The sequence below is a fragment of the Agrobacterium tumefaciens genome (assembly GCF_009649785.1).
Taxonomy (GTDB): Bacteria; Pseudomonadota; Alphaproteobacteria; order Rhizobiales; family Rhizobiaceae; genus Agrobacterium; species Agrobacterium tumefaciens.
The window spans coordinates 131,281-152,988 of sequence record NZ_WJOK01000009.1; the positions used below are offsets into that span (position 1 = coordinate 131,281).

Sequence of the window (21,708 nt, forward strand, 5' to 3'; positions counted from 1 at the left end):
CCTCGATCTGAAACGCAGCCCTCGCCAGAAGCCCACCAAGGAGTGTGACACTTTCATGACAAGCTTTCAGGTTGATGTCAGCAAAATGAAGCATCCGCCATTGATCGGCCCATGCGGCAGCTTGGACAGCGGCGTTCCCGCCCCTTTTTCGTTGCCGCCGGCCTATCGGAAATCTGGTGGATCTGGCAGTGGCTCTTTTTACCGCGAAAGCGACGGGAACAATAACGTATCGTCCGGAGATCGGCAGCGTGCCGCTCAGCCTGCTGACGGCGGCCTATCTGCTGTTTTTCACGAACCGGACATTCTGGTCGAAGGTTCACACCTATCTTTCCGCCTATCCGGTTGCCATCGTCGCGCTTTATGTCGCCATAGCGGCGCTTTTCGGTGCGCTCATCACCATTCTTTCCGCCAAATATCTCATCAAGCCGTTTCTTATCTTGCTGATATTCGCGGCCGCGGCGGCTTCATGGTTCATGGACCGCTACGGCATCATCATCGACAGCGACATGATCCGCAACGCCGTGGAGACCACGCGCGCGGAAGCGGGCAATCTGATGACACCTGGCCTTTTCTGGCATCTGACGATCTATGGGCTGGTGCCGTCGCTCGTCATCGCCGCCGTCCGGGTTCGGCATCGGCCGATCATCGACAAGTTGCTGTGGAACACCGTCAGCATCCTGATCTGCCTCACCGTTGCCGGCATCATCAGCTTTGCGAATTCCAAAACATTCACCACCGCCGTGCGCCAGCACAAGGATATCGTCAAAAGCGTCAATCCCTTGTCGCCGATCATATCCACCATTCACTATCTGACGCAGGCGGAAAAGGAAGTTGACATACAGGTGAGCCCGATCGGCAAGGATGCGAAAATCCTGCCGGCGCTGGGTGGCATCCACAAGCCACGCATCACCGTCATCGTGGCTGGTGAGACCGCGCGCGCTGCGAACTTTTCCCTGAACGGCTATCGGCGCGACACCAACCCGGAACTGGCAAAGCGCGACGTGATCTATTTCCCTAATACAACCAGCTGCGGCACTGCGACGGCGATTTCCATTCCCTGCATGTTCTCGAAATTCCCGCGTTCTGAGTATAGCCACAACAAGGCGCTCGCCAACGAGAACGTCATGGATGTTCTTGTCCATGCCGGTGTCGGTGCAACCTGGCTGGACAACAACACCGGCAGCAAGAACGTGGCCGACCGCATTCCCTTTTTCGACCTGCCTTCCACCAACGACACCCGCTTCTGCACTGGCGGAGAATGCCGCGACGATATCTTCTTCGACAAGCTCGACGCATGGCTCGATAACGTCAAGAAGGACAGTGTCATCGTGTTGCACCAGATGGGCAGCCATGGGCCGACCTACTATCTGCGTTACACCGACGAATTCCGGAAGTTCACCCCGGACTGTCGAACCGCTGAGCTTGGCAATTGCACGGACGCGCAAATCGTGAATTCCTATGACAACACGCTTCTCTACACCGATCATTTCCTGTCGACCGTGATCGACAAGCTGAAGGCACGTTCCAACACGCTGGCAACGGGGATGATCTACGCCTCGGACCATGGTGAATCGCTTGGCGAGAACGGCGTCTATCTGCACGGCGCACCCTATCTGCTGGCACCCGACCAGCAGACCCATGTGCCGTTTCTCGTCTGGTTCGATGATGATTTCGCCAAATCAATGGGGCTGGATCGCGCATGCCTTGCAAAAGGCGCAGCAAAGGGCGGGCGCTCGCACGACAATTATTTCCACAGTATCCTTGGAATGATGAACGTCTCCACCTCCGTCTACGATTCCGCGCAGGACGTGTTCGGCGGCTGCACCCAGCGCCAGAATAGCTGAACATACAGTGCTTGACGCTTATCCCGTGAAAGCGATACGCAAGACGACGCGATAAAGGAGCTGTCTTGCGGGTTCTGCTTGTTGAAGACGATCATGTGCTGGGAGAGGCGCTGCGAGACCATGTCGCCGCGGCAGGCCACGCCGTTGACTGGTTTAAGTTGCTCGACGACGCCACGGCGGCGACGCTGACCATGGCTTACGGGCTCATCCTGCTCGACATGCGGCTGCCGGACGGCGATGGCATCACCCTTTTGCAATCACTGCGCAATCGCGATGACTCGACGCCGGTGATCATTCTGACGGCGCACGACCAGGTGTCCGACCGGATTGCCGGACTGAATGCCGGAGCGGACGACTATCTGGTCAAGCCCTTCGATCTCAACGAGCTTTCGGCACGCATGCTGGCGGTCTCGCGGCGGTACGAGGGGCGCTCCGCCCCCGTCATTCGCCTGCCCGGCATCGAAATCAACCAGGTGGCGCGCAATATCGTCGTTGACGGAACAGCGCAAACGCTCAGCGCCAGAGAATGGGCCGTGCTGGAAAAGCTGGTCGAGCATCCCGGTGCGGTCGTCTCGAAATCTCAACTGCACGACACGCTCTACGAATTCGGCGCGGAAATAGAAAGCAATACGGTCGAGGTCTATATCAGCCGGCTGCGCAAGAAGATCGGCCATGACCGCGTCGAGACCGTGCGCGGCGTCGGCTACACCATCAGGTAGACAGAAATGGCCAGACCAACCAGCATGACCCGCAAGCTCGTCACGGCGCTGACGAGCGTTGTCGCCATATCCTGGTTTATCGCCTGCGGGTTGGGCGTCATGGTGATGCAGGACGAGTTCGCTGAAATTTTCGACGCTGGCGTTGAGGAAACAGCCGAAAGACTGCTGCCACTGCTGGTGGACGATCTCAGGGAAAACAACACGGGCCCCGCCTCGCAAAAACTCAACCAGTCTGCACATGCGGCGGAATATCTGACCTATCAGGTTCGCGACCGGGAAGGACAGGTCGTCCTGCATTCGCATGACAGTTCGACCGAACCTTTCGAAGTCTCTCTCGACCCCGGTTTTTCTGAAACGGCGACCCAGCGCATCTACACGGTGGCGACACCGGACGGGAATTACTTCCTTCAGGTCGCAGATGCCTTCGCCAACCGGCGTGAGGCAATCGAGGAAGCCGGCACAGCAATTTTGCTGCCCGTTCTCATTCTTATCCCCGCCAGCATCTTTGCCGTTATCTTCGTGGTGCGCAAAACCCTGCAACCGATACAGACCTTGCGCGACGAGATCGGGAAAAAAGACGGCGGCAATCTCGCGCCGCTGGAAACCCTGCCGTTTCCGGCTGAACTTCACCCGATTGCCCGCTCGGTCAATCTGCTGCTGAGGCGGCTGCGATCGACAATCGAAGCGGAAAGGGAGTTTACCGCCAACAGCGCCCATGAATTGCGCACGCCGATTGCCGGCGCGCTGGCGCAGGCGCAGCGACTGCACGCCGATATTCCGCCTGAACTTGCACCGCGCGTGGAAAATATCGAGAAAGCCCTGATGCATCTCGGCCATCTCGCCGAAAAACTGCTGCAGATGTCGCGCGCGGAAGCAAGGATCGGGGTAACAGACACGGCGACCGACCTCATCCCCATTCTCGAGCTCATCATCGACGATATGAGCAGAACGGCGATCGGCACGTCCCGCATCCGCTTCACCAATCGCTGCGAAGGCGGCCTGAACTGCAAGCTGGGCACGGATGCCTTCGGCATCATCATCCGCAACCTTCTCGAAAACGCCCTGATCCACAGTCCGCCGGAAAGCCCGGTGCACATACTGGCCGAAGAGAACGGCACGATCCGCGTCGTCAATTCCGGCGCGGCGATCGACAAAGCGCTTCTTCCCAAACTGACGACGCGCTTTGTCCGAGGCCCGTCCAAGGCTGATGGCACCGGGCTTGGCCTCGCTATCGTCAGAAGCCTGATGGAACAGATTGGCGGCGAACTCGTGCTATCCTCCCCTGCACCCGGCAGACAGGACGGTTTTGAGGCCCGCATCGTGCTTCCGGTCGAAGACGCCTGAATCCGCTGAAAACAAAAAGCCCCGCCAGGGGGCGGGGCTTTCGCTGGTATAATTTTGGCCGCTCAATCCTCGTGAATATGGCTATGGTCGCGCGTATCGCGCATCTTCACATAAACCACCAGCGACAGCGCAATCATGATCGTAACGTACCAGAAGAACCAGTTTTCGTGGCCGATCTGCTTGAACTTCAAGGCTACGAATTCTGCCGTTCCCCCGAAAATCGTGTTCGCCAGCGCGTAGGGCAGAGCCACACCGAGCGCCCGGATGTGGGCGGGGAACATTTCCGCCTTCACCACCGCATTGATGGAAGTGTAGCCGGTGACGATCAACAGGCCGACCAGAACGAGAGCAAAAGCCATGATCGGGTCGGTTGTCGTCGCCAGCGTCGTGAAGATGAGATAGGTGAACAGCGTTCCAAGAATGCCGAAGCCGACCATCAGCGGCTTGCGACCCACCTTGTCCGACAGTGCACCGGCAATCGGCTGGCACAGCATGAAGACGAAGAGGGCTGCCGTGGTGATTTCGGTCGCGCTTTCCTTGCTGAAGCCGGAGGTATTGACGAGGAATTTCTGCAGATAGGTCGTGTAGGCGTAAAAGGCGAGCGTGCCGCCTGATGTCAGCGCCATGACCATCATCGCTTCCCGCGGGTAGTGCTTGAAAAGCGCCCATCCGCTCGATTTCGGCTTGTCCGCGTTGCCCGCCTTGGCATTTTCAAAGGACTGCGTCTCGGCAAGGCCGCGACGGATGTAAAACACCGCAATTGCAAGAACGCCACCGATGAAGAAGGGAATGCGCCAGCCCCAGGCGCCGAGCTGCTCGGGTGTCAGAACCCGTTGCAGAACCAGCAACACCGCCAGCGCCAGAAGCTGGCCGGAAATCAGCGTCACATACTGGAAACTGGAGAAAAAGCCGCGACGATTCTTGCCGGCCATTTCGCTGAGATAGGTCGCGCTGGCGCCATATTCACCGCCGACACTGATGCCCTGCAGCAGGCGGGCAAACACCAGAATGGCAGGCGCTGCAATGCCGATCGTCTCGTGGCCGGGTGTAATTGCGATCAACAGCGAGCCGAGGCACATCAAGGTAACGGACAAGGTCAGGCCGGCCTTGCGGCCCTTGCGGTCGGCATAGGTTCCCATGAACCACGCACCGATGGGCCGCATCAGAAATCCGACGGCAAAAACGGCGGCCGCGCTCAGCAATTCAGCGGTCTGGTTTCCGGAAGGGAAAAACACCGGCGCGAAATAAAGGGTGAAGGCCGAATAAACGTACCAGTCGTACCATTCGACGAGGTTGCCCGCCGATCCGCCGATAATGGATTTCAAACGGGTTTTCTGATCCGGTGCCGTAGCGGGACCATTTGCCATAATATTCACGGTAAACTCCAATTCATCTCGCCTGGAGGTGGAAGGGCGAACGGAAGGTGTGATAATTTGTCGCTCTCGGAGGGGGTATATACCCGCCATATTGCAATGCGCAAGTTTACGCCGCATCGCAGCATGGCAATGGCAGCGTCTACTCGCCATCTTCCGCGCCGGACCATTCTAATACGCCTTGTCACCCGGCCGTGCTCAAACTAAAAAATATCAATGATTTACGATACATCGGACATCTATATCGAAAAGCTTCTCATCCCCGCCGCGCGCGCGGGTGAAGCGCTGGCACGACTGGACGAGAGGATAAGCCGGTCGCCGATGAAACACGGCTTCATCGAAAGGCAGGACTTTACCGACGCGATTTCCTCCATGTGGGTGGATGGCGAACTTGTCCATATGGAAGATCTGGTCCTGCATGACGCCCATATGGATGTGCGGGCGCCAACCCATGAAATGACGGCGGCGCACCGGATCGTCCGCTCAAGGCGGCTGATTTTTTCAAACGCGCCAGGCTGGGCCTTCACTGCACCAGGCCTTTCCCGTCTGCGCGGAAGAATGGGAATTGCCGCCGACGCGACGGCATTTACCCCGGAAACGGTGGATCATTCCGGCAACGAAGAGTCTGATGCAGACGGCGAGACACCGCTGGATGGGGCCTTTTCAGAGCTGGACGCACTTCTGGCGCGAAGCGCCGCGACCTTGGACGCGATCACCGCCGGCACCACCCTTGCGCCGGTGACACATCGGGAGGAGGCCCATCCGATGATCAACGATCCCGATTGGGACGAGGAGGAAAGGCTGAAGGAATGGCGGCAGGTCCTTGGCCAGACGGAGGAGCTGCCCCCAATCCTGCGCACCGCGATCCTGCTGGATGCCTGGAATATGATCGAGGTTCTGCAACGCAGCCCCTGGCTCGGCAGGCTCATGGCCGCCGCTTTTCTGCGCGACGGGGCTGTCTCTCCCGACCACCTGCCGGCGCTCAGCGCTGGTCTTCGTGCCGTCCCGCGCGAGCGCCGGCACGCCAGAAACCAGACGCAACGCCTAGTCGCCCTTCTCGACAGCTTTTACGAGGCGGGACTGGCCAGCATGAAGGAACATGACAGGCTGACCCACGCCAGAGAACGCATGATGCGCAAGCTGGCCGGCCGACGCTCGTCTTCGCGTCTTCCAGACCTGGTGGAGCTTGTCGTCTCCCGGCCGGTGGTTTCGGCGGCCATGATCGTCAGGGAACTCGGCACCACGCCGCAGGGCGCGATAGGGCTCGCCAATCAACTGGAGTTGAGGGAGGTTACGGGCCGCGGCCGCTTCCGTGCCTGGGGCATGCTATAGCACAAGCCGCCAGTCTTCATCCGCCTAAACCCCGGAAAAATAGTATTTTTCTCAACCCCTTGTTCCTGCGATGAATCCCGCAGGAATCCTGCGATCACGAATCTTAACAAAATTTAACTATTGCGTAGGTGGATGAAGCGGCTATGTTCTCGCTGCGTTGCAACACGATTTTTCTCCGGTAACGCGGTCGCATTCGGCTCCGGCAACCTTTCTTTGCCATCCGCATTAAAGTGTCCACCATGAGGGAGATGCAAAAAATGACAATTTCAGTCTCACAACTCGATTCCGATCGGGAAACAGATGCTCCTTTCGCCCGAAAAGTCCTGATGGCGCGCAATCTCGCCGGATATACGGTCGATCAGCTTGCCATCACCTGCGGCCTGACAGCCAATGAAATCCGCGCCCTGGAAGACGGCTCAGACAGCGATCCTCTGCGCATCAGGCGCGTTGCCGCCGCCCTGCATATTCCAGTCGAAACCGTTATCTGATCGTTCACAACGATCCGAACCAAATCTCAGCGCCGCCGGGGACGATGTTCACGCAACATCCGGGCGGCGCGCGTAACGGTTTGAACGCTACAAGTCTCTCCGGAACATTTTCCGCTCCGCTCTCTTAACATTTCCGTTATCCGGCACCACATGATGTCCGCACGGGACATGTTCGCCATGTGGCCCGCCTGCGCGAGAGCACCAATAATTTCCGGAATCCTGCCATGACACTCAGCCTTAACACCGAAGAACGGGTTTCTTCAGCATTGGATGAATTGTGGCCAACGGAGAAAACGGAAATTCTCGACTGGCTCGTCACCGGCACGAAGGACGAGCGCTTTATCGATGAGATATTCTTCGAGCTGTGTAGCAGGTTGCGCGAAAGTGGAATTTCCATAGCGCGGGGCGCACTTGCCTTCCGCATTCGTCACCCGCAATGGCTTGGCGCGCGCATCCTGTGGAAGGCCGGCATATCGTCGGCCGAGATCACCACCTATGGCTATGGGGCGGAGAGCTCGCCCGAATATCTGAACAGCCCCATCAACGACATCCATCAGGGCGCAACCGAAATCCGCCACCGGCTGACCGGCGACGAAATCGAGCCATCCGCTTATCCGATCTATGAGGAATTGCGCGCCGACGGGCTGACGGATTATTTCGCCTGGCCGATCGAACATACGTTCGGCAAGCGCCATGTCGCCACTTTTTCCAGCGATCGGCCCGGTGGCTTTTTGGAAGCGGAAGTCCTTGCGTTGAAAAACCTGCTACCGGCGCTCGCGCTGGTCAGCGAAATTCGCCTGAAAAACCGCATGACGCGCACCCTGCTGGAGACCTATGTCGGGCCGCATGCGGGCGAAAAAATCCTCAATGGCGCAACGACGCGCGGCAGCGGCATAACGGTCGGCGCGGCGATCCTGATCTGCGACCTGCGCAACTTCACCCATATTTCCGACCTCTGGCCGCGCGATGATGTGATCGAATTGCTGAACGGTTATTTCGACGCGATGTGCGATCCGATCGAGGAATTCGGTGGTGAAATCCTGAAATTCATGGGCGATGGGCTGCTGGCGATTTTCCCGCTCAGCGATCCGCAGGCTTGTGAAAACCTGCTGAAAGCCATTGCCAGCGCACAGAAAAGTCTCGTTGCCCTCAACGACATCAATTGCCAGAAAGGCCATGACCCTCTGGGTTACGGCATCGGCGTCCATGTCGGCGATGTCATGTATGGCAATATCGGCTCGAAAACCCGCCTCGATTTTACCGTCATCGGTCCGGCCGTGAACATCGCATCACGGCTTGAAACCCTGACCAAGGAAACCGGCCGCAACGTCCTGTTTTCCGAAGAATTCGTCCGTATGGCCGGACATGAGGACAAGCTGGACAATCTTGGCCCATGGCTCCTGCGCGGCCTTGAAACCCCGGTCGAGGTTTATGCGCTTCCCCAACAGGAGGTCCTCGCACCCCCTGTCGACTGACTGCCGGTCAGGACTTTGTTCCCGTTTCAACGCTTTCTCAACGCAGCGCTCACCCGTGCTGCACAACCTCCGGAAGAGATGATTTCGGCTGCCCTGCCCGTCGTCAAAACGCTTGACACGCCTCCGATGTCGATCTAGCAAAATAGAACATATATTCCATATCGAAACATTGTTTGCGTTCATATTCTGTCTTTCCGGGAGTGGAAGACGGGTGTGAGGAACCGGAGGAAAGATGGTTACGAAATTGGCACTGCTCGGCGCTGGACGGATCGGCAAGGTCCACGCCAAGGCGATCACCACCGACAGCCGTGCGAAGCTGGTGGCCGTTGTGGACGCCGTTGCCGGTGCTGCGGAAGCAATCGCCCGCGAAGCGCAGTACAAGGTCAGCACAATCGACGAGGTTCTGGCTGACAAGACGATCGATGCCGTCATCATCTGCACGCCGACCAACACCCATGCCGATCTGATTGAGCGTTTCGCCCGTGCCGGCAAGGCCATCTTCTGCGAAAAACCCGTCGATCTGGATGTGGCCCGTGCGGAAGCCTGCGCCAAGGTGGTTGAGGAAACCGGTGCAAAGGTGATGCTCGGTTTCAACCGGCGTTTCGATCCGCATTTCCAGGCCGTGCACAAGGCAATCGAGGATGGCCGCATCGGCAAGGTCGAAATGGTGACCATCACCAGCCGCGATCCCGGCCCGCCGCCAGCCGAATACATCAAGGTTTCCGGCGGCATTTTCCGTGACATGACTATTCATGATTTCGACATGGCGCGGTTCCTGCTCGGCGAGGAAGTGGAAAGCGTATTCGCCACCGGTTCCGTTCTCGTCAATCCGGAGATCGGTGCACTCGGCGATTTCGATAGCGCCAGCATCATTCTGACGACGAAAAGCGGCAGGCAAGCCAGCATTTCGAATTCGCGACGCGCGACCTATGGGTACGACCAGCGTATCGAAGTACATGGTTCGCTCGGTTCGGCTGCGGCCGAGAACCAGCGGCCGGTCTCCATCGAGATCGCCAATGCTGAGGGCTACACCCGCCCGCCGCTGCATGATTTCTTCATGACGCGTTATACGGCGGCCTACGCGGCGGAAATTACCGCTTTCATCGATTGCATCGAAAACAATGTGGCTCCTTCACCCTCCATCAAGGATGGGCTGATCGCATTGAAACTGGCCGACGCTGCGCTGAAATCCGTCACCTCGAAGGCGGCCGTGACGATCGGCTGATCGACGCAGAAATCACTCCGTAACCGACATCCTGTCCGCGGTGCGTTAACGCATGGCGGACAGGAAAACAGCTATTCGCAAAGCTTCCGCCAGCATCGGCGCCACCCGTGAACTTGACCGGGCAGAGGCAGTCTTCGGACTTGCATGGCAGCTATTCGGAAAATAAGGTTGTCTGACAAGATACGGCCAGACCATATGGCTGCTATTCACCTTATTCACGCCGAATCCTCTTTTTGCCGGCAACAGCCGGACAGTGGTTTATTTATGCCATCACCCAAGACCGGTTATCTTTATGCGCTCATAGCATTCACGATCTTTGCAGCGCAGGATGGCATATCCAAACATCTTGGCGGTTCTTATCCGCCCGTTTTCGTCGCCATGCTTCGATACTGGGCCTTCGCCGTCTTCGTTTTGTTGATGGCTGCAAGGTCCTCTGGCGGCATTCGGGGCGCTGTCATGGCCAACCGTCCGTGGCTGCAGATCAGCCGCGGCGTCCTTCTTGCCGTACAGATTGTTTTTTCCATTTTCTCCTTCGCCGTTGTCGGCTTGGCGCACAGCCACTCCATCCTCGCTTCGGCGCCGCTGATCGTCGCCGCACTGTCCGTGCCGTTGCTTGGCGAACATGTGGGCTGGCGGCGCTGGTGCGCCATTTTTGTCGGCTTCATCGGCGTTCTCGTCATTCTGAAACCTGATGGCGAAGGGTTCGACAACCGCCTGCTGATCACTTTCATCGCCGCCTTCATGCTTGCGCTCTACAGCGTCCTGACCCGCCTTGGCAGCAAGAGCGATTCAGCGATGACGAGCTTCTTTTATACCGGCGTGGCCGGTGCGGCAGCACTGACGCTGGTGGGTCCGTTTTATTGGGTTAGCCTCGCACCCCAGGATTGGGGCTGGATGCTGGCGCTGTGCATTACCGGCATGAGCGGCCATTATTGCCTGATCAAAGCATTCGAGCTGGCGGATGCGGCCTCCGTGCAGCCGTTTTCCTATTACCAGCTCGTGCTCGTCTCCATCATCGGCGTTACCATCTATGGCGAGGTCGTGACATCCAACATGGTTCTGGGTGCTGCAATCGTGATCGCCGCCGGTCTCTTTACCATCTGGCGGGAACATGCCGTTGCCCGCAGGGAACGCAGGCGGGCTGACTGACGTCATTCCCGTTGAACGTCCTCTCAGGCGAGAGTCGCCTCGCAACGCAGCAGCATTCCAAACAGGTCGCGCGGCTCATCCGGATCGGCCAGCAGATCCAGTTCCGTATAAAGCCCGGTGGCGGCCAGTTTCGAGCGCACATAACGCAGCGCCGAAAAATCCTCGGTCGCGAAACCGACGCTGTCGAACAGCGTGATCTGCCTGTCGTTTACCCGCCCGTGCTTTTCACCCGATATGACCTGCCATAGCTCAGTGACGGGGTAGTCTTCGGGCAATTGCTGGATTTCACCTTCGATGCGCGTCTGCGGTGGGTATTCGACAAAAATGTCCGACCGCAGCAGAATGTCCCGGTGCAGTTCCGTCTTGCCGGGACAATCGCCGCCGACGGCATTGATGTGAATGCCGGGACCAACCATGTTGTCGGTCAGGATTGTCGCATATTGCTTGTCAGCCGTGACGGTGGTGATGATATCTGCACCCTCCACTGCGCTCTGCGCACTATCGCAAATTTCGATGGTAAAGCCCTGCCCGGCAAGATTGCGGGCGCATTTTTCACTGGCGGTCCGGTCGATATCGAAAAGCCGCACCGTGTCGATGCCGAGAATGGCCTTGAAGGCCCGCGCCTGGAACTCGCTCTGTGCGCCATTGCCGATGATGGCCATCGAGCGGGCATTTTTGCGGGCAAGGTGTTTTGCAGCGACAGCCGAAGTAGCAGCGGTGCGCAGCGCCGTCAGAATGGTCATTTCGGTCAATAGCAGCGGATAGCCGTTGCCGACATCGGAAAGCACCCCAAAGGCGGTCACCGTCTGGCGGCCCTCCTTCATGTTTTTCGGATGGCCGTTCACATATTTGAAGCCATACAACGTTCCATCACTGGTCGGCATCAGCTCGATGACGCCCTCTTGGGAATGCGATGCGATGCGCGGCGTCTTGTCGAAACTTTCCCAGCGACGGAAATCCTCTTCAACCACGTCGGCAAGCTCGCGCAGAAACGTATCGATCCCCACGCGCAGAACGAGTTTCATCATATGATCGACGCTGACGAAAGGTACGATATTAAGGTTCGGTATAATCGTCATTGCATCATCCCCCTCAGCCGGCCCGTGTCGGGCGGTCCATAACCCGCTTGCCCATCAGGCTGGCAGCCAGATCGACCATCAGCGTCGCCGTCCTGCCGCGCTCATCGAGAAACGGGTTAAGCTCCACGAGATCAAGACTGCACACAAGCCCGCTATCATGCAGCATCTCCATCACCAGATGCGCCTCACGGAACGTCGCCCCACCCGGAACCGTGGTGCCGACCGCAGGCGCGATCGACGGTTCGAGGAAATCGACATCGAGACTGACATGCAACAGGCCGTTTGCCGCCTGCACCCGCGCAAGGAACGCGCGCAGCAGAACCGCGACACCATGCTCGTCTATCGAGCGCATGTCGTTAACGGTGATGCCGCTGTCTTCCAGTGCGGCTCTCTCGGCTGGATCGACGCTGCGGATGCCGATCATGCCGATATTTTCCTCAGGAACCGCATGCGAGAGCGGCGGAAAGTAACCCGAAAATCCGTCGCGACCACTGAAATAGGCGACCGGCGTGCCATGCAGGTTGCCGCTGCGCGTCGTTTCAAGCGTGTGGTAATCGGTATGGGCATCGAGCCAGAGCACGAAAAACGGCCGGCCACTCTGCGCCACCCGCCGCGCCATGCCGGCGACGGTTCCCGCGGAAATTGCGTGGTCGCCGCCAAGAAAGATCGGAACGGCGGCAGCACTTTCGCGATAGGCGGCCTCCGTCAGCGCCTCGGTCCAGGCCACCGTCTCAGCGAGATGATGCACCGCCGGATTGGGGTGGCTAAACTCCCTCAGCGGCGCCGGCGTCACATTGCCGGTATCCACCACCCGATGGCCCAAATCTTCGAGCGCCCGCGTGAGACCGGCGATGCGATACGCACTCGGCCCCATCTCACACCCCAATTGCCCGGCTCCGATTTGCAACGGCGCACCGATCAGCCTGATATCCATTTGAGCCCTCGCTTTTATCAACCGATAACCTCACTAAACCACACAGACATGGCGGAATGAACATCAAATATTGGCAATATTATCGAAATAGGCTATCGATTTGGTCAAATCTATTTATCAGAATGGCTACCAATGGATGATCTCGACGAACGGCTCGTGACCCTTTTGAGGCATAACGGCAGACGCAGCATTTCCGATCTGGCGATCGAGACGGAAACCTCGCGCGCAACGGTACGCTCACGCATCGAAAAAATGGAAAATGACGGCACTATCATCGGTTACACCGTCATCCTGCGTGCCGATGCGGTGGAGGCGGCGATCCGCGGCATCATGATGATCGAGATTGAAGGCCATGTGACGGACCGCGTCATCCGCACGCTCGGCGGTTTCCCGGAAATATCCGAAATTCACAGCACGAACGGTCGCTGGGACCTGATCGTAGAACTTAACGCCGCCACTCTCAGCGATTTCGACGCGGTGCTCCGCCGTATCCGCCTTGTCCCTGGCATTACCGGCAGCGAGACCAGCCTTCTGCTCTCCACCCCACGCTCCACCCGTGCGCGGCTCTGACGCAGGAGACAGACGCAAAAGAGCGACGAAAACGCATTTTTCGATTTTTTCGACTTGCGCCTCGCAAGAAATCATCTATATGACGACCCACCAAAGCGAACGCGGTAACCCGCTTCGGGCTTTTGGGGAATAGTTCAATGGTAGAACGACGGACTCTGACTCCGTTAATCTTGGTTCGAGTCCAGGTTCCCCAGCCAAATTTCTCCAAACAAAATCAAACTGTTTCGAGCACTTGAGCTGCATCACCGCGCTCTGCCTATATCTGCCAACGTTGTACGCGCGGCTCGATCCGAATCAGACATTTCCGTATCCAGCTGGCCTAGCCTCGATACACCACCGCCCCCCCAGTCATCCCCGCCCCTGCCGCCGTCAATAACAGCGTTTCACCCTCCGTGATGGGCCGCTCAGCATTGGAAACGGAAAGCGAAAGCGGAATAGTGGCGGCAGAAGAGTTGCCGAAGGTTTCGACTGTACGTACCGTCTTTTGCCGGTCGATGCCGATATTGCCGCAGACGGCATCGAACATGCGGGCATTGGCCTGATGCGGCACGAATCGATGGATATCGGTGGCCGTCATTTCTGCGCGTTGCAGAGCGCGCTGTGAGGTCTGCGTCATTGTTGCGACGGCACGGGAAAAGACCTCGCGGCCGTCCCGCATCGTCATAAGGGTATCTTCAGCCTCTGTATCATTGGAAAAAGGCTGGCTGCTGCCGCCCGCCGCGATCTGGATCAGGTCGTAACCGCTCCCATCCGAAACGAGATCGGCAGACAAAAAGCCGCGCTGCGCATCCCGGCAGGGGACAAGCACGACGGCGCCGGCAGCATCGGCGAACAGAACCGCAGTTGCCCTTTCCGCCGGATTGATACGACGGCTTAAGATATTGGCGGCAACAACCAGCACCGCGCGGCCGTGGGTGCGGACAAAACCATCCGCAAGAGTGAGCGCATAGAGAAAACCGGAACAGGCCCCGGCAAGATCGATCGCCCCGGATTGTGTGAGGCCCAACCGGTGCGCAAGCAGCGGGGCCGAAGGCGGCAAAAGATGGTCTGGTGTGGAGGTCGCAAGCAATGTCAGTGCGATATCCTTGGCGCCAATTTTCGCGTTTTCCAGTGCCATGCGGCCGGCTTTTTCGGCAAGGCCGCTCAGCGTCTCGTCCTCTTGCGCCCAATAACGTGTGCGGATCCCCGTCCGACGCTCTATCCAGCCAGCCTCCAGCCCAAGACGCGTCTCAATCTCGGCGTTGCGGACACATCGCGCTGGCACGGCATGCCCGAAGCCAGCCATGCGGGAAGAACGGGTCTGCATTGTCAGGCCTTTCGGAGACGGTTTTTGATCGCGGCCGCGCCGGGTTCCCCCGGAGCGGCTTCAGTCACGATCGAGGCCACTTCGTCCATCGCGTCGAAGGCACGGGTGAGGTCTTGCGCCGTCGAACAATAGGGCGGCATCAGATAGAGCACATTGCCGAGCGGGCGGATGATGAGCCCGCGCTCGCGGAACAATTGCCGCATGCGTGGCCCCGCCTCCGCGAGATAACCGCCAGAGGGCACGACGAGGTCAAGCGCTGCGATGGTTCCAATCTGGCGTATGTTGGTGAAGCGCCTGTCATCCGCAAATCGCCCGAGATTGTCGCGCAGCACTTCTTGCAGTTGGCCGATGCGCTGTACCACTGGCTCATCGCGCCAAACCTGCAGATTGGCGACAGCGGCAGCGCAGGCAATCGGATTGGCGGTGTAGGAACTCGAATGGAAAAAGGTCTTGCGGCGATCGGTCGAGAAGTGCGCGTCGAAGATTTCGCCACTGCACAAGGTCGCTGCCAACGGCAGGGAGCCACCGGTCAGCCCCTTGGAGGTGCACAGAATATCCGGTGAAACTCCCGCCTGCTCGCAGGCGAACATGGTTCCTGTCCGGCCCCAGCCCGTCATCACCTCGTCGGCGATGACAAGGCAACCGTAGCGTTCGGCAATTTGTTTCAGTCCGGCGAGAACGTCCGCGCGGTAAATCTTCATGCCACCGGCACCTAGAGCAAGCGGCTCGATCAGCAAGGCGGCGACTCGGCCCGAACGACAAAAGCTTTCGAACATGTCGAGCGTCTCCTGCTCACAATCCGCTTCCGGAAAAGCAAGTCGGTCGACGCCGAATAGCAGTGTTTCATACGCAGCATTGAACACGCCGCGTTCGCCCGTCGACATGGCGCCGATCGTATCACCGTGGTAGCCGTGCTCCATGACCACGATGCGATCTCGCTTTTCACCGCAATTGTGAAAATAACCGAGCGCCATTTTAAGCGCCACTTCCACCGAGGTCGAACCGCTATCGGAATAAAACACATGTTCCAAGCCGGCAGGCGCGAGTTCGATCAGCCCTTTGGCCAGCGTTTCGGCCGGCTCGTGCGAAAACTCGGCGAAAATGATCTGGTCGAAGGTCTCGGTCGCTGCGCGGATGGCGGACATGATTGCCGGGTGCCGGTGGCCGTGAGTGATGACCCACCAGGATGAAATTGCATCGAACAACCGCTGGCCATCCTCATCGACCAGATAGGCGCCCTCCGCCGAGACGATGCGTTTCATCGGCGGTTCCAGCCCGTGCTGGGTGAAAGGATGCCAGACGCGGGAACGGCTCATGCCGGCACCTCCAGGAAATCGGCGAGATCGAATTGTTGAGCGAATGCATGGTGCAGCGCCTCGGCAGTCATCTCCGGTATGCGAGGCAAGCGGCCAAGCGAGCGAACTCGGCCTATATCGGCGATAATGCGCTGATTTTCCCGGTTCTCATCACCGATGAAGACCACGCCGTGCACCGGAATGGCTCTCAGCCGCAGCGCCTCGAGCGACAGCAGCGTGTGGTTGATGGTGCCGAGTGAGGTTCTGGCGCACAGGATCAGCGGAATTCGCCAGCGGGCGAAAATATCGACAAACAGCAATGTGTCGGTCAGCGGCACCAGCAGACCGCCCGCCCCTTCGATCACCAGCGGCCCATCCGTTTCCGGCGGCAGCAAAAGCTCGGGCTCGATCGTGACATTGTCGAGGCGGGCCGAAAGATGCGGTGAGGCCGGCATTTTCAGGCGATAGGCCTCCGGCAAAATGCGCGTGCGCGGCACGCCACCCATCCGCTCCACCACCTCGCTGTCGGTCTCTTCCTCGAGCCCGGATTGCACCGGCTTCCAGTAATGGGCTTGCAATGCGTGAGTAAGCGCCGCAGAAAAAACCGTCTTACCGATACCCGTATCGGTGCCCGAGACGATGAAACGGAGGCTCATCGTTCCTCCTCCATGGCGAAGGCGAGCAGCCCGACCATATCGGCGATCTGGCTTTCCTCGACATTGAGCGTAATGGATATGCGCAGGCGTGCCGTGCCTTCCGGTACCGTTGGCGGGCGGATGGCGCGCACGTCGAAGCCGCCGTCTCGCATACGCGTGGCGATTTTCAGTGCACGCGCATTGTCACCAATCATCACCGGCAATATCTGCGAGCCGCCGGGCGTCACGCCCAGCCGGGATCGTAATTGTTCGCTGGCCAAATTTATCAGTTCTTCCAGACGGATGCGCCGCCAGGGCTCGTCGGCGACGATCCGCAAGGCCTCACGCACAGCCGCCGGCATCAGCGGTGACGGCGCGGTCGAATAGATGAAACCGCGGGCGCGGTTGGTGAGGTAATCGGCGAGAACCGCAGGCAGACTGATAAGCGCGCCGGAAAGACCAAGCGCCTTGCCGCAGGTGTGCAGCGCCACGACATTACCCCGACCTTCCAGTTCAGCGGCCAGGCCGCGCCCGCCCGGCCCGAACACGCCGGTGGCATGCGCCTCATCGACGACGAGAAAGCCGCCATGTCGCCCGGCGAGGTCGGCAAGGGCAGCAACCGGCGCCCGGTCACCATCCATGGAATAGAGGCTCTCCACCGCGATCCACGGGCGACCTTTGCCGCCCGCCTGCCGCCATCGGTTTATTTCCCGTTCGAATGCCTCAACCTGATTATGCGGCACAGCGACCGCCTTCGCCTTGCCGGCGGCAATGCCGTCATGCACGCTGGCATGGATCAGCGCATCGTAGAGAACGAGGTCGTCCCGCAGCGGCAGTGCGGAAAAAAGTGCGACATTGGCGGCAAATCCGCTACCGAAATAGATCGCCCTCTCAGCGCCGAAAAATACCGCCGCCTCCGTTTCAAGCGCCTCATGTTCGGGATGGTTGCCGCGAAGCAGCCGCGAACCACCGGCACCCACAGGCACGCCGCTCTCGATTGCGTCAGTGATCGCCGCCTTCAGCCGGGGTGCATCGGCAAGCCCGAGATAGTCGTTGGAGGTGAAGTCGATACCCTGCCGGGGCGCTAGCGCCCGCAGGCGCGACTTGCGGTGCAGACCGGCAAGCTTCAGCTCATAGGCGGAGAGCGCCGACGAATTCACCGGGTCTCTCCCGCTTCCGCCGTTTGCAACGCCATCGGCTTCAGGCCCAGCCGCCGGAACAGCGCCGTATCGTGATCTTCCCCCGGATTATCCGCCGTCAGCAGCGTCTCGCCGACGAAGATGGAATTCGCCCCGGCCAGAAAACAGAGCGCCTGCGTCTCATCACTCATTTCGGTACGTCCGGCGGAAAGCCTCACATGCGAACGGGGCATGAGGATGCGCGCAAGCGCAATGGTGCGGACGAAGTCGATCGGATCAACCGGAGCGGCCTTGGCAAGCTTCGAGCCGGGGATCGGGATCAGCATGTTGATCGGCACGCTTTCCGGCGGAACCGGCAGATTAGCAAGGGTTACCAGCATGGAAATACGGTCCTCGACCGTTTCTCCCATGCCGAGAATGCCGCCGGCGCAGACCTTCATGCCGGCATCACGAACATTGGCGAGCGTTTCCAGCCGATCCTCGAAGGTGCGGGTGGTGATGATCTCCGAATAGAACCGCTCCGACGTATCGACATTGTGATTGTAGTAATCTAGCCCGGCGTGAGCGAGACGTTCGGATTGTTCCGGCGTCAGCATGCCGAGCGTCATGCAGGTTTCCATGCCGAGCGCCTTGACGCCTTCGACCATGGCCACCACCGCCTCCATGTCGCGCTCCTTAGGGTTGCGCCACGCCGCCCCCATGCAATAGCGCGTCGCCCCGCCCTCTTTCGCCTTGCGCGCCTCTGCCAGTACTCGCTCCACCTCCATGAGTTTGGAAGCCTTCAGACCTGTTGGATTGCGGGCGGACTGGCTGCAATAACCACAATCCTCCGGGCAGCCGCCGGTCTTGATCGATAAAAGCCGGCTCATCTGGATGGCGTTGGCATCGAAATGGCGACGATGCACCTGCTGTGCCCGGAACAGGAGGTCATTAAATGGTAAATTATAGATAATTTTTGCTTCTTCGAGTGAAGAATCCGCTTTGATTGAGGGAATCTGCGCCTGATTTTGTTCAATTTCTGTGATAATCTGATTCATCCGGCGATTTTCCCTTCAAATAAATAGATAGAACTTATTTTTATCTATTTTTTTATCGGACCCTTTTGCAAGGACTTTTTTCGAGAAAAACGTCAGGCACCGGAGATCGAAGAAATATGCGGGATAAGACTGCGGCGTTTGGCTGCGGGGATTTAGCGAATGGGAAAACGCCTTGCGAAAAGACCCATGGCGCAAAAACGCCGCAATTGCTAAGGGTGAGGGATGATCACATTTCGTCCCGCCAACGCTCGCGACACGGCCCGCATCCTTGAAATATGGCGTAAGGCCGTAGACGCTACCCATGATTTTCTTCACAGAGCGGATCGCGCCGCAATCGAGGAAGAAGTGACGGCTTTTCTTCCCGAGGCCGCTTTGATGCTAGCCGTCGATGCGTCGGATAAGCCTCTCGGGTTCATGTTTCTGCATGAAGGGCACATGGAAGCGCTTTTCATCGATCCGGATTATCACGGCAGAGGCATCGGCAAGGCGCTCGTGCAGGCAGCGCTTACCGCACACCCCGCGCTGACAACCGATGTCAACGAACAGAATACGCAGGCCATGGGCTTTTATCGCCGGCTCGGGTTCAAGCCGACGGGACGCTCCGACCTCGACGGGCAGGGACGGCCCTATCCGCTCGTCCATCTTGGGTTTCGCGCAACCGAACAATAAGCCGCGGGGACATGGCTCATCTGGGGGGAGCAAGCCACGAACACCATCATCCGTTTCGCAACCGAGGATTTTCGGCCCGAGCACCGCTTCGACCAATGGCGCGAAGTGCGCGGCAAAAGCCTGTTTGGCGTAACGATCGAGCTTGCGCCGGATCGCCGCCGGGCCTTCAGCGGGTCTTTTCAGGCGCGCTCTGTCGCAGGCGCCGTCGTAAGCGAAATGCGCGCTTCCTCATACCGGGTCAACCGCACGGAAGCCGATATTGCCCGCATTGCCGGCGACAGCCTCTGCATTGGCTTGCAGGTGAAGGGTTCGGGGTTGCTGCATGCCGGTCGAGACAGGATCCATGCCGTCAGCGGCGGTGATTTCACCATCAACTATTCGGACTTGCCCTATGACGCGATACCCGGCGGTGAGGCGGATTTTCACTACAAGATGCTCAAGATCCCTGTCGACGACGAAGTCATGCTTGGCCGACCGGCTGATGACCTGTTTGCCACGCGTTACGCCGACAATACCGCCTTCTCCCGGCCGTTCCGGGCGCTCTTCAACGCGCTGAACGCCGAACGCGGCAGGCTCATCGATCCCGTGCGCGATGTGACGCATATCGCCCGATTAGCCATGACGGCGCGTGGACGGCTTTCGCCTGCAATGCCGGAAGTGCGCGCCGCACTCCGCACCGGGCTTTGTTATGCGGCCCAGGACATCATGATGCGCAAAAAGTCCTGGCAGAACCTCACGCCTGCCGCAGTGGCAAAGGAACTGGGCATTTCGCTTCGGCAACTGCACGTCGTTTTCGAAGGCGCGGAGCTGTCTTTTTCCCGCACGCTCGCCTCCATGCGGATCGAGGAAGCGCGACGCCTGCTGCTGGAATCTCCCGCCTTGCCAATCACGCAGGTCGCGTATGGCTGCGGCTTCGACAGTCTTCCAACCTTTTACCGGGTGTTCAGCGGCACCTATGGCATGACGCCCGGCGAAGCCCGCGCCACGGGCATGCCGACGGCCTAAAAGTGTCACCTCTGCGCGCAATGAGAAGACGCCTCATCCCGACCCCTGTAAGGCCGATGGATCATCCAATCCTCATTACACTCCGCAAGGAGGGTGGTGCCGGCAATTCGAGGAGCGCTGCCCATGACCAATTTTTTCGATTTCGCGATCTCCGGGTTGCCGGACGCCTCTACCGTTGGCCGCAGGCTACCACCCAGCGAAATCGACCGGTTGCTTCAAACGGGTGCTTTCGCGGCAGCACTACGGCTGCTGGCGGGAAGTTTCATCACCCTCTACGAAGGTTCACCCGACATGACCGCGCTTTTCGCCACGCGCCAGAGCCGGCTTCTTTGCCACGCGCTGTTGGCGCTCTATTTTCAAAAGTGCAAGACCAGAACGGACGAACACGCCCTGACGCGGGAAGATTTCGGCCAACTCGCGCTCCAACACGGCCTTGCAAGCCATGATGTCGCCTATGCCTTCTTCAAAGAGGCGCTGAAACGCGGCCTGACGAGACCGGCGCACCAAGCCGGCGAAAAGCCGGCCGATGGCGTGGTGCCTTCACCGTCCACCCTGGCGATGCTTGCCAAATGGTACGACGTGCATTTTCAGGCGCTGGACCTCATCGATGAGGGGTTCAGGGCCTCTCGGTTCATCGAGCGGTCCGAAACCATGCTCGCACACATCCATCCCCGCGTGGCGCAGGCGCTGCTTTCCAATCCGGAGGTACGTTGCCCGGGCCCGCTGTCCATCATCTTCAACTGGTTCGACGCGGGCGGGCTGCTGATGGACCGCCTGATCGCCGGGATCGACTGGGAAAAGCCGACAGAACAGGGCAGACACCTGACGGATGTGAAAACAGCATCGCAACTGGCGGCATCGCTCTCCCTTTCCCGAATCCATGTCAGGCGCAAGCTTGGCGCGGCCGAACTGATCGGCGGCATCGGCTGGAGCGGACGGAAGGGGCGTTCCGCTCTCTGGATCTCCACGGGCTTTTACGAGGAATATGCCCGCATGCAGGCACGTAAACTCCTCATTCTCGACGATGCCTTTATGGAGACAATGTAAGGTTTAAGAACCGGCAGACGTGCTATTTATTGATGGTTATGAG

General features: G+C 59.0%; 20 protein-coding genes and 1 tRNA gene. 13 read left to right on the forward strand and 8 right to left on the reverse strand.

Features of this window, described 5'->3' with window-relative positions; genetic code table 11:
* Positions 1 to 176 precede the first annotated feature (176 nt).
* The 3 genes from GH784_RS11950 (at position 177) to GH784_RS11960 (ending at position 3,907) form a co-directional block, all read left to right on the forward strand.
* Positions 177 to 1,844 (forward strand): phosphoethanolamine transferase, encoded by a 1,668-nt coding sequence (locus tag GH784_RS11950; RefSeq protein ID WP_323131473.1) that lies wholly within the window; start codon positions 177 to 179, stop codon positions 1,842 to 1,844.
* 65 nt (positions 1,845 to 1,909) lie between these two features.
* Positions 1,910 to 2,563, forward strand: coding sequence for a response regulator transcription factor (locus GH784_RS11955; RefSeq protein ID WP_004431644.1), 654 nt, complete (start codon positions 1,910 to 1,912; stop codon positions 2,561 to 2,563).
* A gap of 6 nt (positions 2,564 to 2,569) precedes the next feature.
* Positions 2,570 to 3,907, forward strand: coding sequence for a sensor histidine kinase (locus tag GH784_RS11960; RefSeq protein WP_035252629.1), 1,338 nt, complete (start codon positions 2,570 to 2,572; stop codon positions 3,905 to 3,907).
* A 62-nt stretch (positions 3,908 to 3,969) separates the two neighbouring features.
* Here GH784_RS11960 and GH784_RS11965 read toward each other — a convergent pair whose 3' ends face one another.
* A complete protein-coding gene (locus GH784_RS11965; RefSeq protein WP_004431639.1) occupies positions 3,970 to 5,274 on the reverse strand; it encodes an MFS transporter in 1,305 nt (434 codons plus the stop codon).
* A gap of 222 nt (positions 5,275 to 5,496) precedes the next feature.
* Here GH784_RS11965 and GH784_RS11970 point away from each other — a divergent pair, with 222 nt between their 5' ends.
* The 5 genes from GH784_RS11970 to GH784_RS11995 all read left to right on the forward strand — a co-directional run bounded on the left by GH784_RS11970 (position 5,497) and on the right by GH784_RS11995 (position 10,949).
* Positions 5,497 to 6,612, forward strand: coding sequence for an RHE_PE00001 family protein (locus tag GH784_RS11970; protein ID WP_004431636.1), 1,116 nt, complete (start codon positions 5,497 to 5,499; stop codon positions 6,610 to 6,612).
* A gap of 257 nt (positions 6,613 to 6,869) precedes the next feature.
* Positions 6,870 to 7,100: a helix-turn-helix domain-containing protein gene (locus GH784_RS11975; protein WP_153793430.1), complete on the forward strand. Its 231-nt coding sequence runs from the start codon at positions 6,870 to 6,872 to the stop codon at positions 7,098 to 7,100.
* Between the two features lie 224 nt (positions 7,101 to 7,324).
* Positions 7,325 to 8,575 carry an adenylate/guanylate cyclase domain-containing protein gene (locus tag GH784_RS11980; RefSeq protein WP_004431631.1) on the forward strand — a complete coding sequence of 417 codons (1,251 nt, stop codon included), beginning with the start codon at positions 7,325 to 7,327 and terminating at the stop codon, positions 8,573 to 8,575.
* Positions 8,576 to 8,807: 232 nt separating this feature from the next.
* A complete protein-coding gene (iolG, locus tag GH784_RS11990; protein WP_112492818.1) occupies positions 8,808 to 9,800 on the forward strand; it encodes an inositol 2-dehydrogenase in 993 nt (330 codons plus the stop codon).
* Positions 9,801 to 10,064: 264 nt separating this feature from the next.
* Entirely contained in the window at positions 10,065 to 10,949 is an 885-nt protein-coding gene (locus GH784_RS11995) for a DMT family transporter (protein ID WP_004431626.1), read from the forward strand.
* A gap of 23 nt (positions 10,950 to 10,972) precedes the next feature.
* Here GH784_RS11995 and GH784_RS12000 read toward each other — a convergent pair whose 3' ends face one another.
* Together GH784_RS12000 and rocF are read right to left on the reverse strand one after the other, a co-directional pair.
* A complete protein-coding gene (locus tag GH784_RS12000) occupies positions 10,973 to 12,028 on the reverse strand; it encodes an ornithine cyclodeaminase (RefSeq protein ID WP_004431625.1) in 1,056 nt (351 codons plus the stop codon).
* A 13-nt stretch (positions 12,029 to 12,041) separates the two neighbouring features.
* Complete coding sequence (gene rocF, locus GH784_RS12005; protein WP_112492819.1) at positions 12,042 to 12,962, reverse strand: arginase; 921 nt, start codon at positions 12,960 to 12,962, stop codon at positions 12,042 to 12,044.
* A 132-nt stretch (positions 12,963 to 13,094) separates the two neighbouring features.
* Here rocF and GH784_RS12010 point away from each other — a divergent pair, with 132 nt between their 5' ends.
* Together GH784_RS12010 and GH784_RS12015 are read left to right on the forward strand one after the other, a co-directional pair.
* Complete coding sequence (locus tag GH784_RS12010; protein WP_004431612.1) at positions 13,095 to 13,532, forward strand: Lrp/AsnC family transcriptional regulator; 438 nt, start codon at positions 13,095 to 13,097, stop codon at positions 13,530 to 13,532.
* A 123-nt stretch (positions 13,533 to 13,655) separates the two neighbouring features.
* Positions 13,656 to 13,729 (forward strand) — tRNA-Gln (locus tag GH784_RS12015).
* Positions 13,730 to 13,851: 122 nt separating this feature from the next.
* Here GH784_RS12015 and GH784_RS12020 read toward each other — a convergent pair.
* The 5 genes from GH784_RS12020 to bioB are packed head-to-tail and all read right to left on the reverse strand — an operon-like array spanning position 13,852 to position 18,944.
* On the reverse strand, positions 13,852 to 14,838 hold the full coding sequence (locus tag GH784_RS12020) for a beta-ketoacyl-ACP synthase III (RefSeq protein ID WP_004431611.1): 987 nt from the start codon (positions 14,836 to 14,838) through the stop codon (positions 13,852 to 13,854).
* A gap of 2 nt (positions 14,839 to 14,840) precedes the next feature.
* Positions 14,841 to 16,154 (reverse strand): adenosylmethionine--8-amino-7-oxononanoate transaminase, encoded by a 1,314-nt coding sequence (locus GH784_RS12025; RefSeq protein ID WP_004431606.1) that lies wholly within the window; start codon positions 16,152 to 16,154, stop codon positions 14,841 to 14,843.
* Complete coding sequence (bioD, locus tag GH784_RS12030; protein ID WP_004431604.1) at positions 16,151 to 16,789, reverse strand: dethiobiotin synthase; 639 nt, start codon at positions 16,787 to 16,789, stop codon at positions 16,151 to 16,153. Before bioD ends, GH784_RS12025 begins: the two co-directional genes overlap by 4 nt.
* Positions 16,786 to 17,928 carry an 8-amino-7-oxononanoate synthase gene (locus tag GH784_RS12035; protein WP_004431602.1) on the reverse strand — a complete coding sequence of 381 codons (1,143 nt, stop codon included), beginning with the start codon at positions 17,926 to 17,928 and terminating at the stop codon, positions 16,786 to 16,788. The genes bioD and GH784_RS12035 overlap by 4 nt, the downstream gene beginning before the upstream one ends.
* Positions 17,925 to 18,944, reverse strand: a complete 1,020-nt coding sequence (bioB, locus tag GH784_RS12040; RefSeq protein ID WP_004431599.1) for a biotin synthase BioB — start codon at positions 18,942 to 18,944, stop codon at positions 17,925 to 17,927. Before bioB ends, GH784_RS12035 begins: the two co-directional genes overlap by 4 nt.
* A gap of 222 nt (positions 18,945 to 19,166) precedes the next feature.
* Here bioB and GH784_RS12045 point away from each other — a divergent pair, with 222 nt between their 5' ends.
* The 3 genes from GH784_RS12045 (at position 19,167) to GH784_RS12055 (ending at position 21,665) form a co-directional block, all read left to right on the forward strand.
* Positions 19,167 to 19,613 (forward strand): acetyltransferase, encoded by a 447-nt coding sequence (locus GH784_RS12045; RefSeq protein ID WP_004431596.1) that lies wholly within the window; start codon positions 19,167 to 19,169, stop codon positions 19,611 to 19,613.
* Positions 19,614 to 19,718: 105 nt separating this feature from the next.
* On the forward strand, positions 19,719 to 20,618 hold the full coding sequence (locus GH784_RS12050; RefSeq protein WP_004431594.1) for a helix-turn-helix transcriptional regulator: 900 nt from the start codon (positions 19,719 to 19,721) through the stop codon (positions 20,616 to 20,618).
* A gap of 123 nt (positions 20,619 to 20,741) precedes the next feature.
* The gene (locus GH784_RS12055) at positions 20,742 to 21,665 is read left to right on the forward strand and encodes a hypothetical protein (protein ID WP_112492820.1); all 924 of its coding nucleotides are present in this window, start codon (positions 20,742 to 20,744) and stop codon (positions 21,663 to 21,665) included.
* Positions 21,666 to 21,708: the final 43 nt, after the last annotated feature.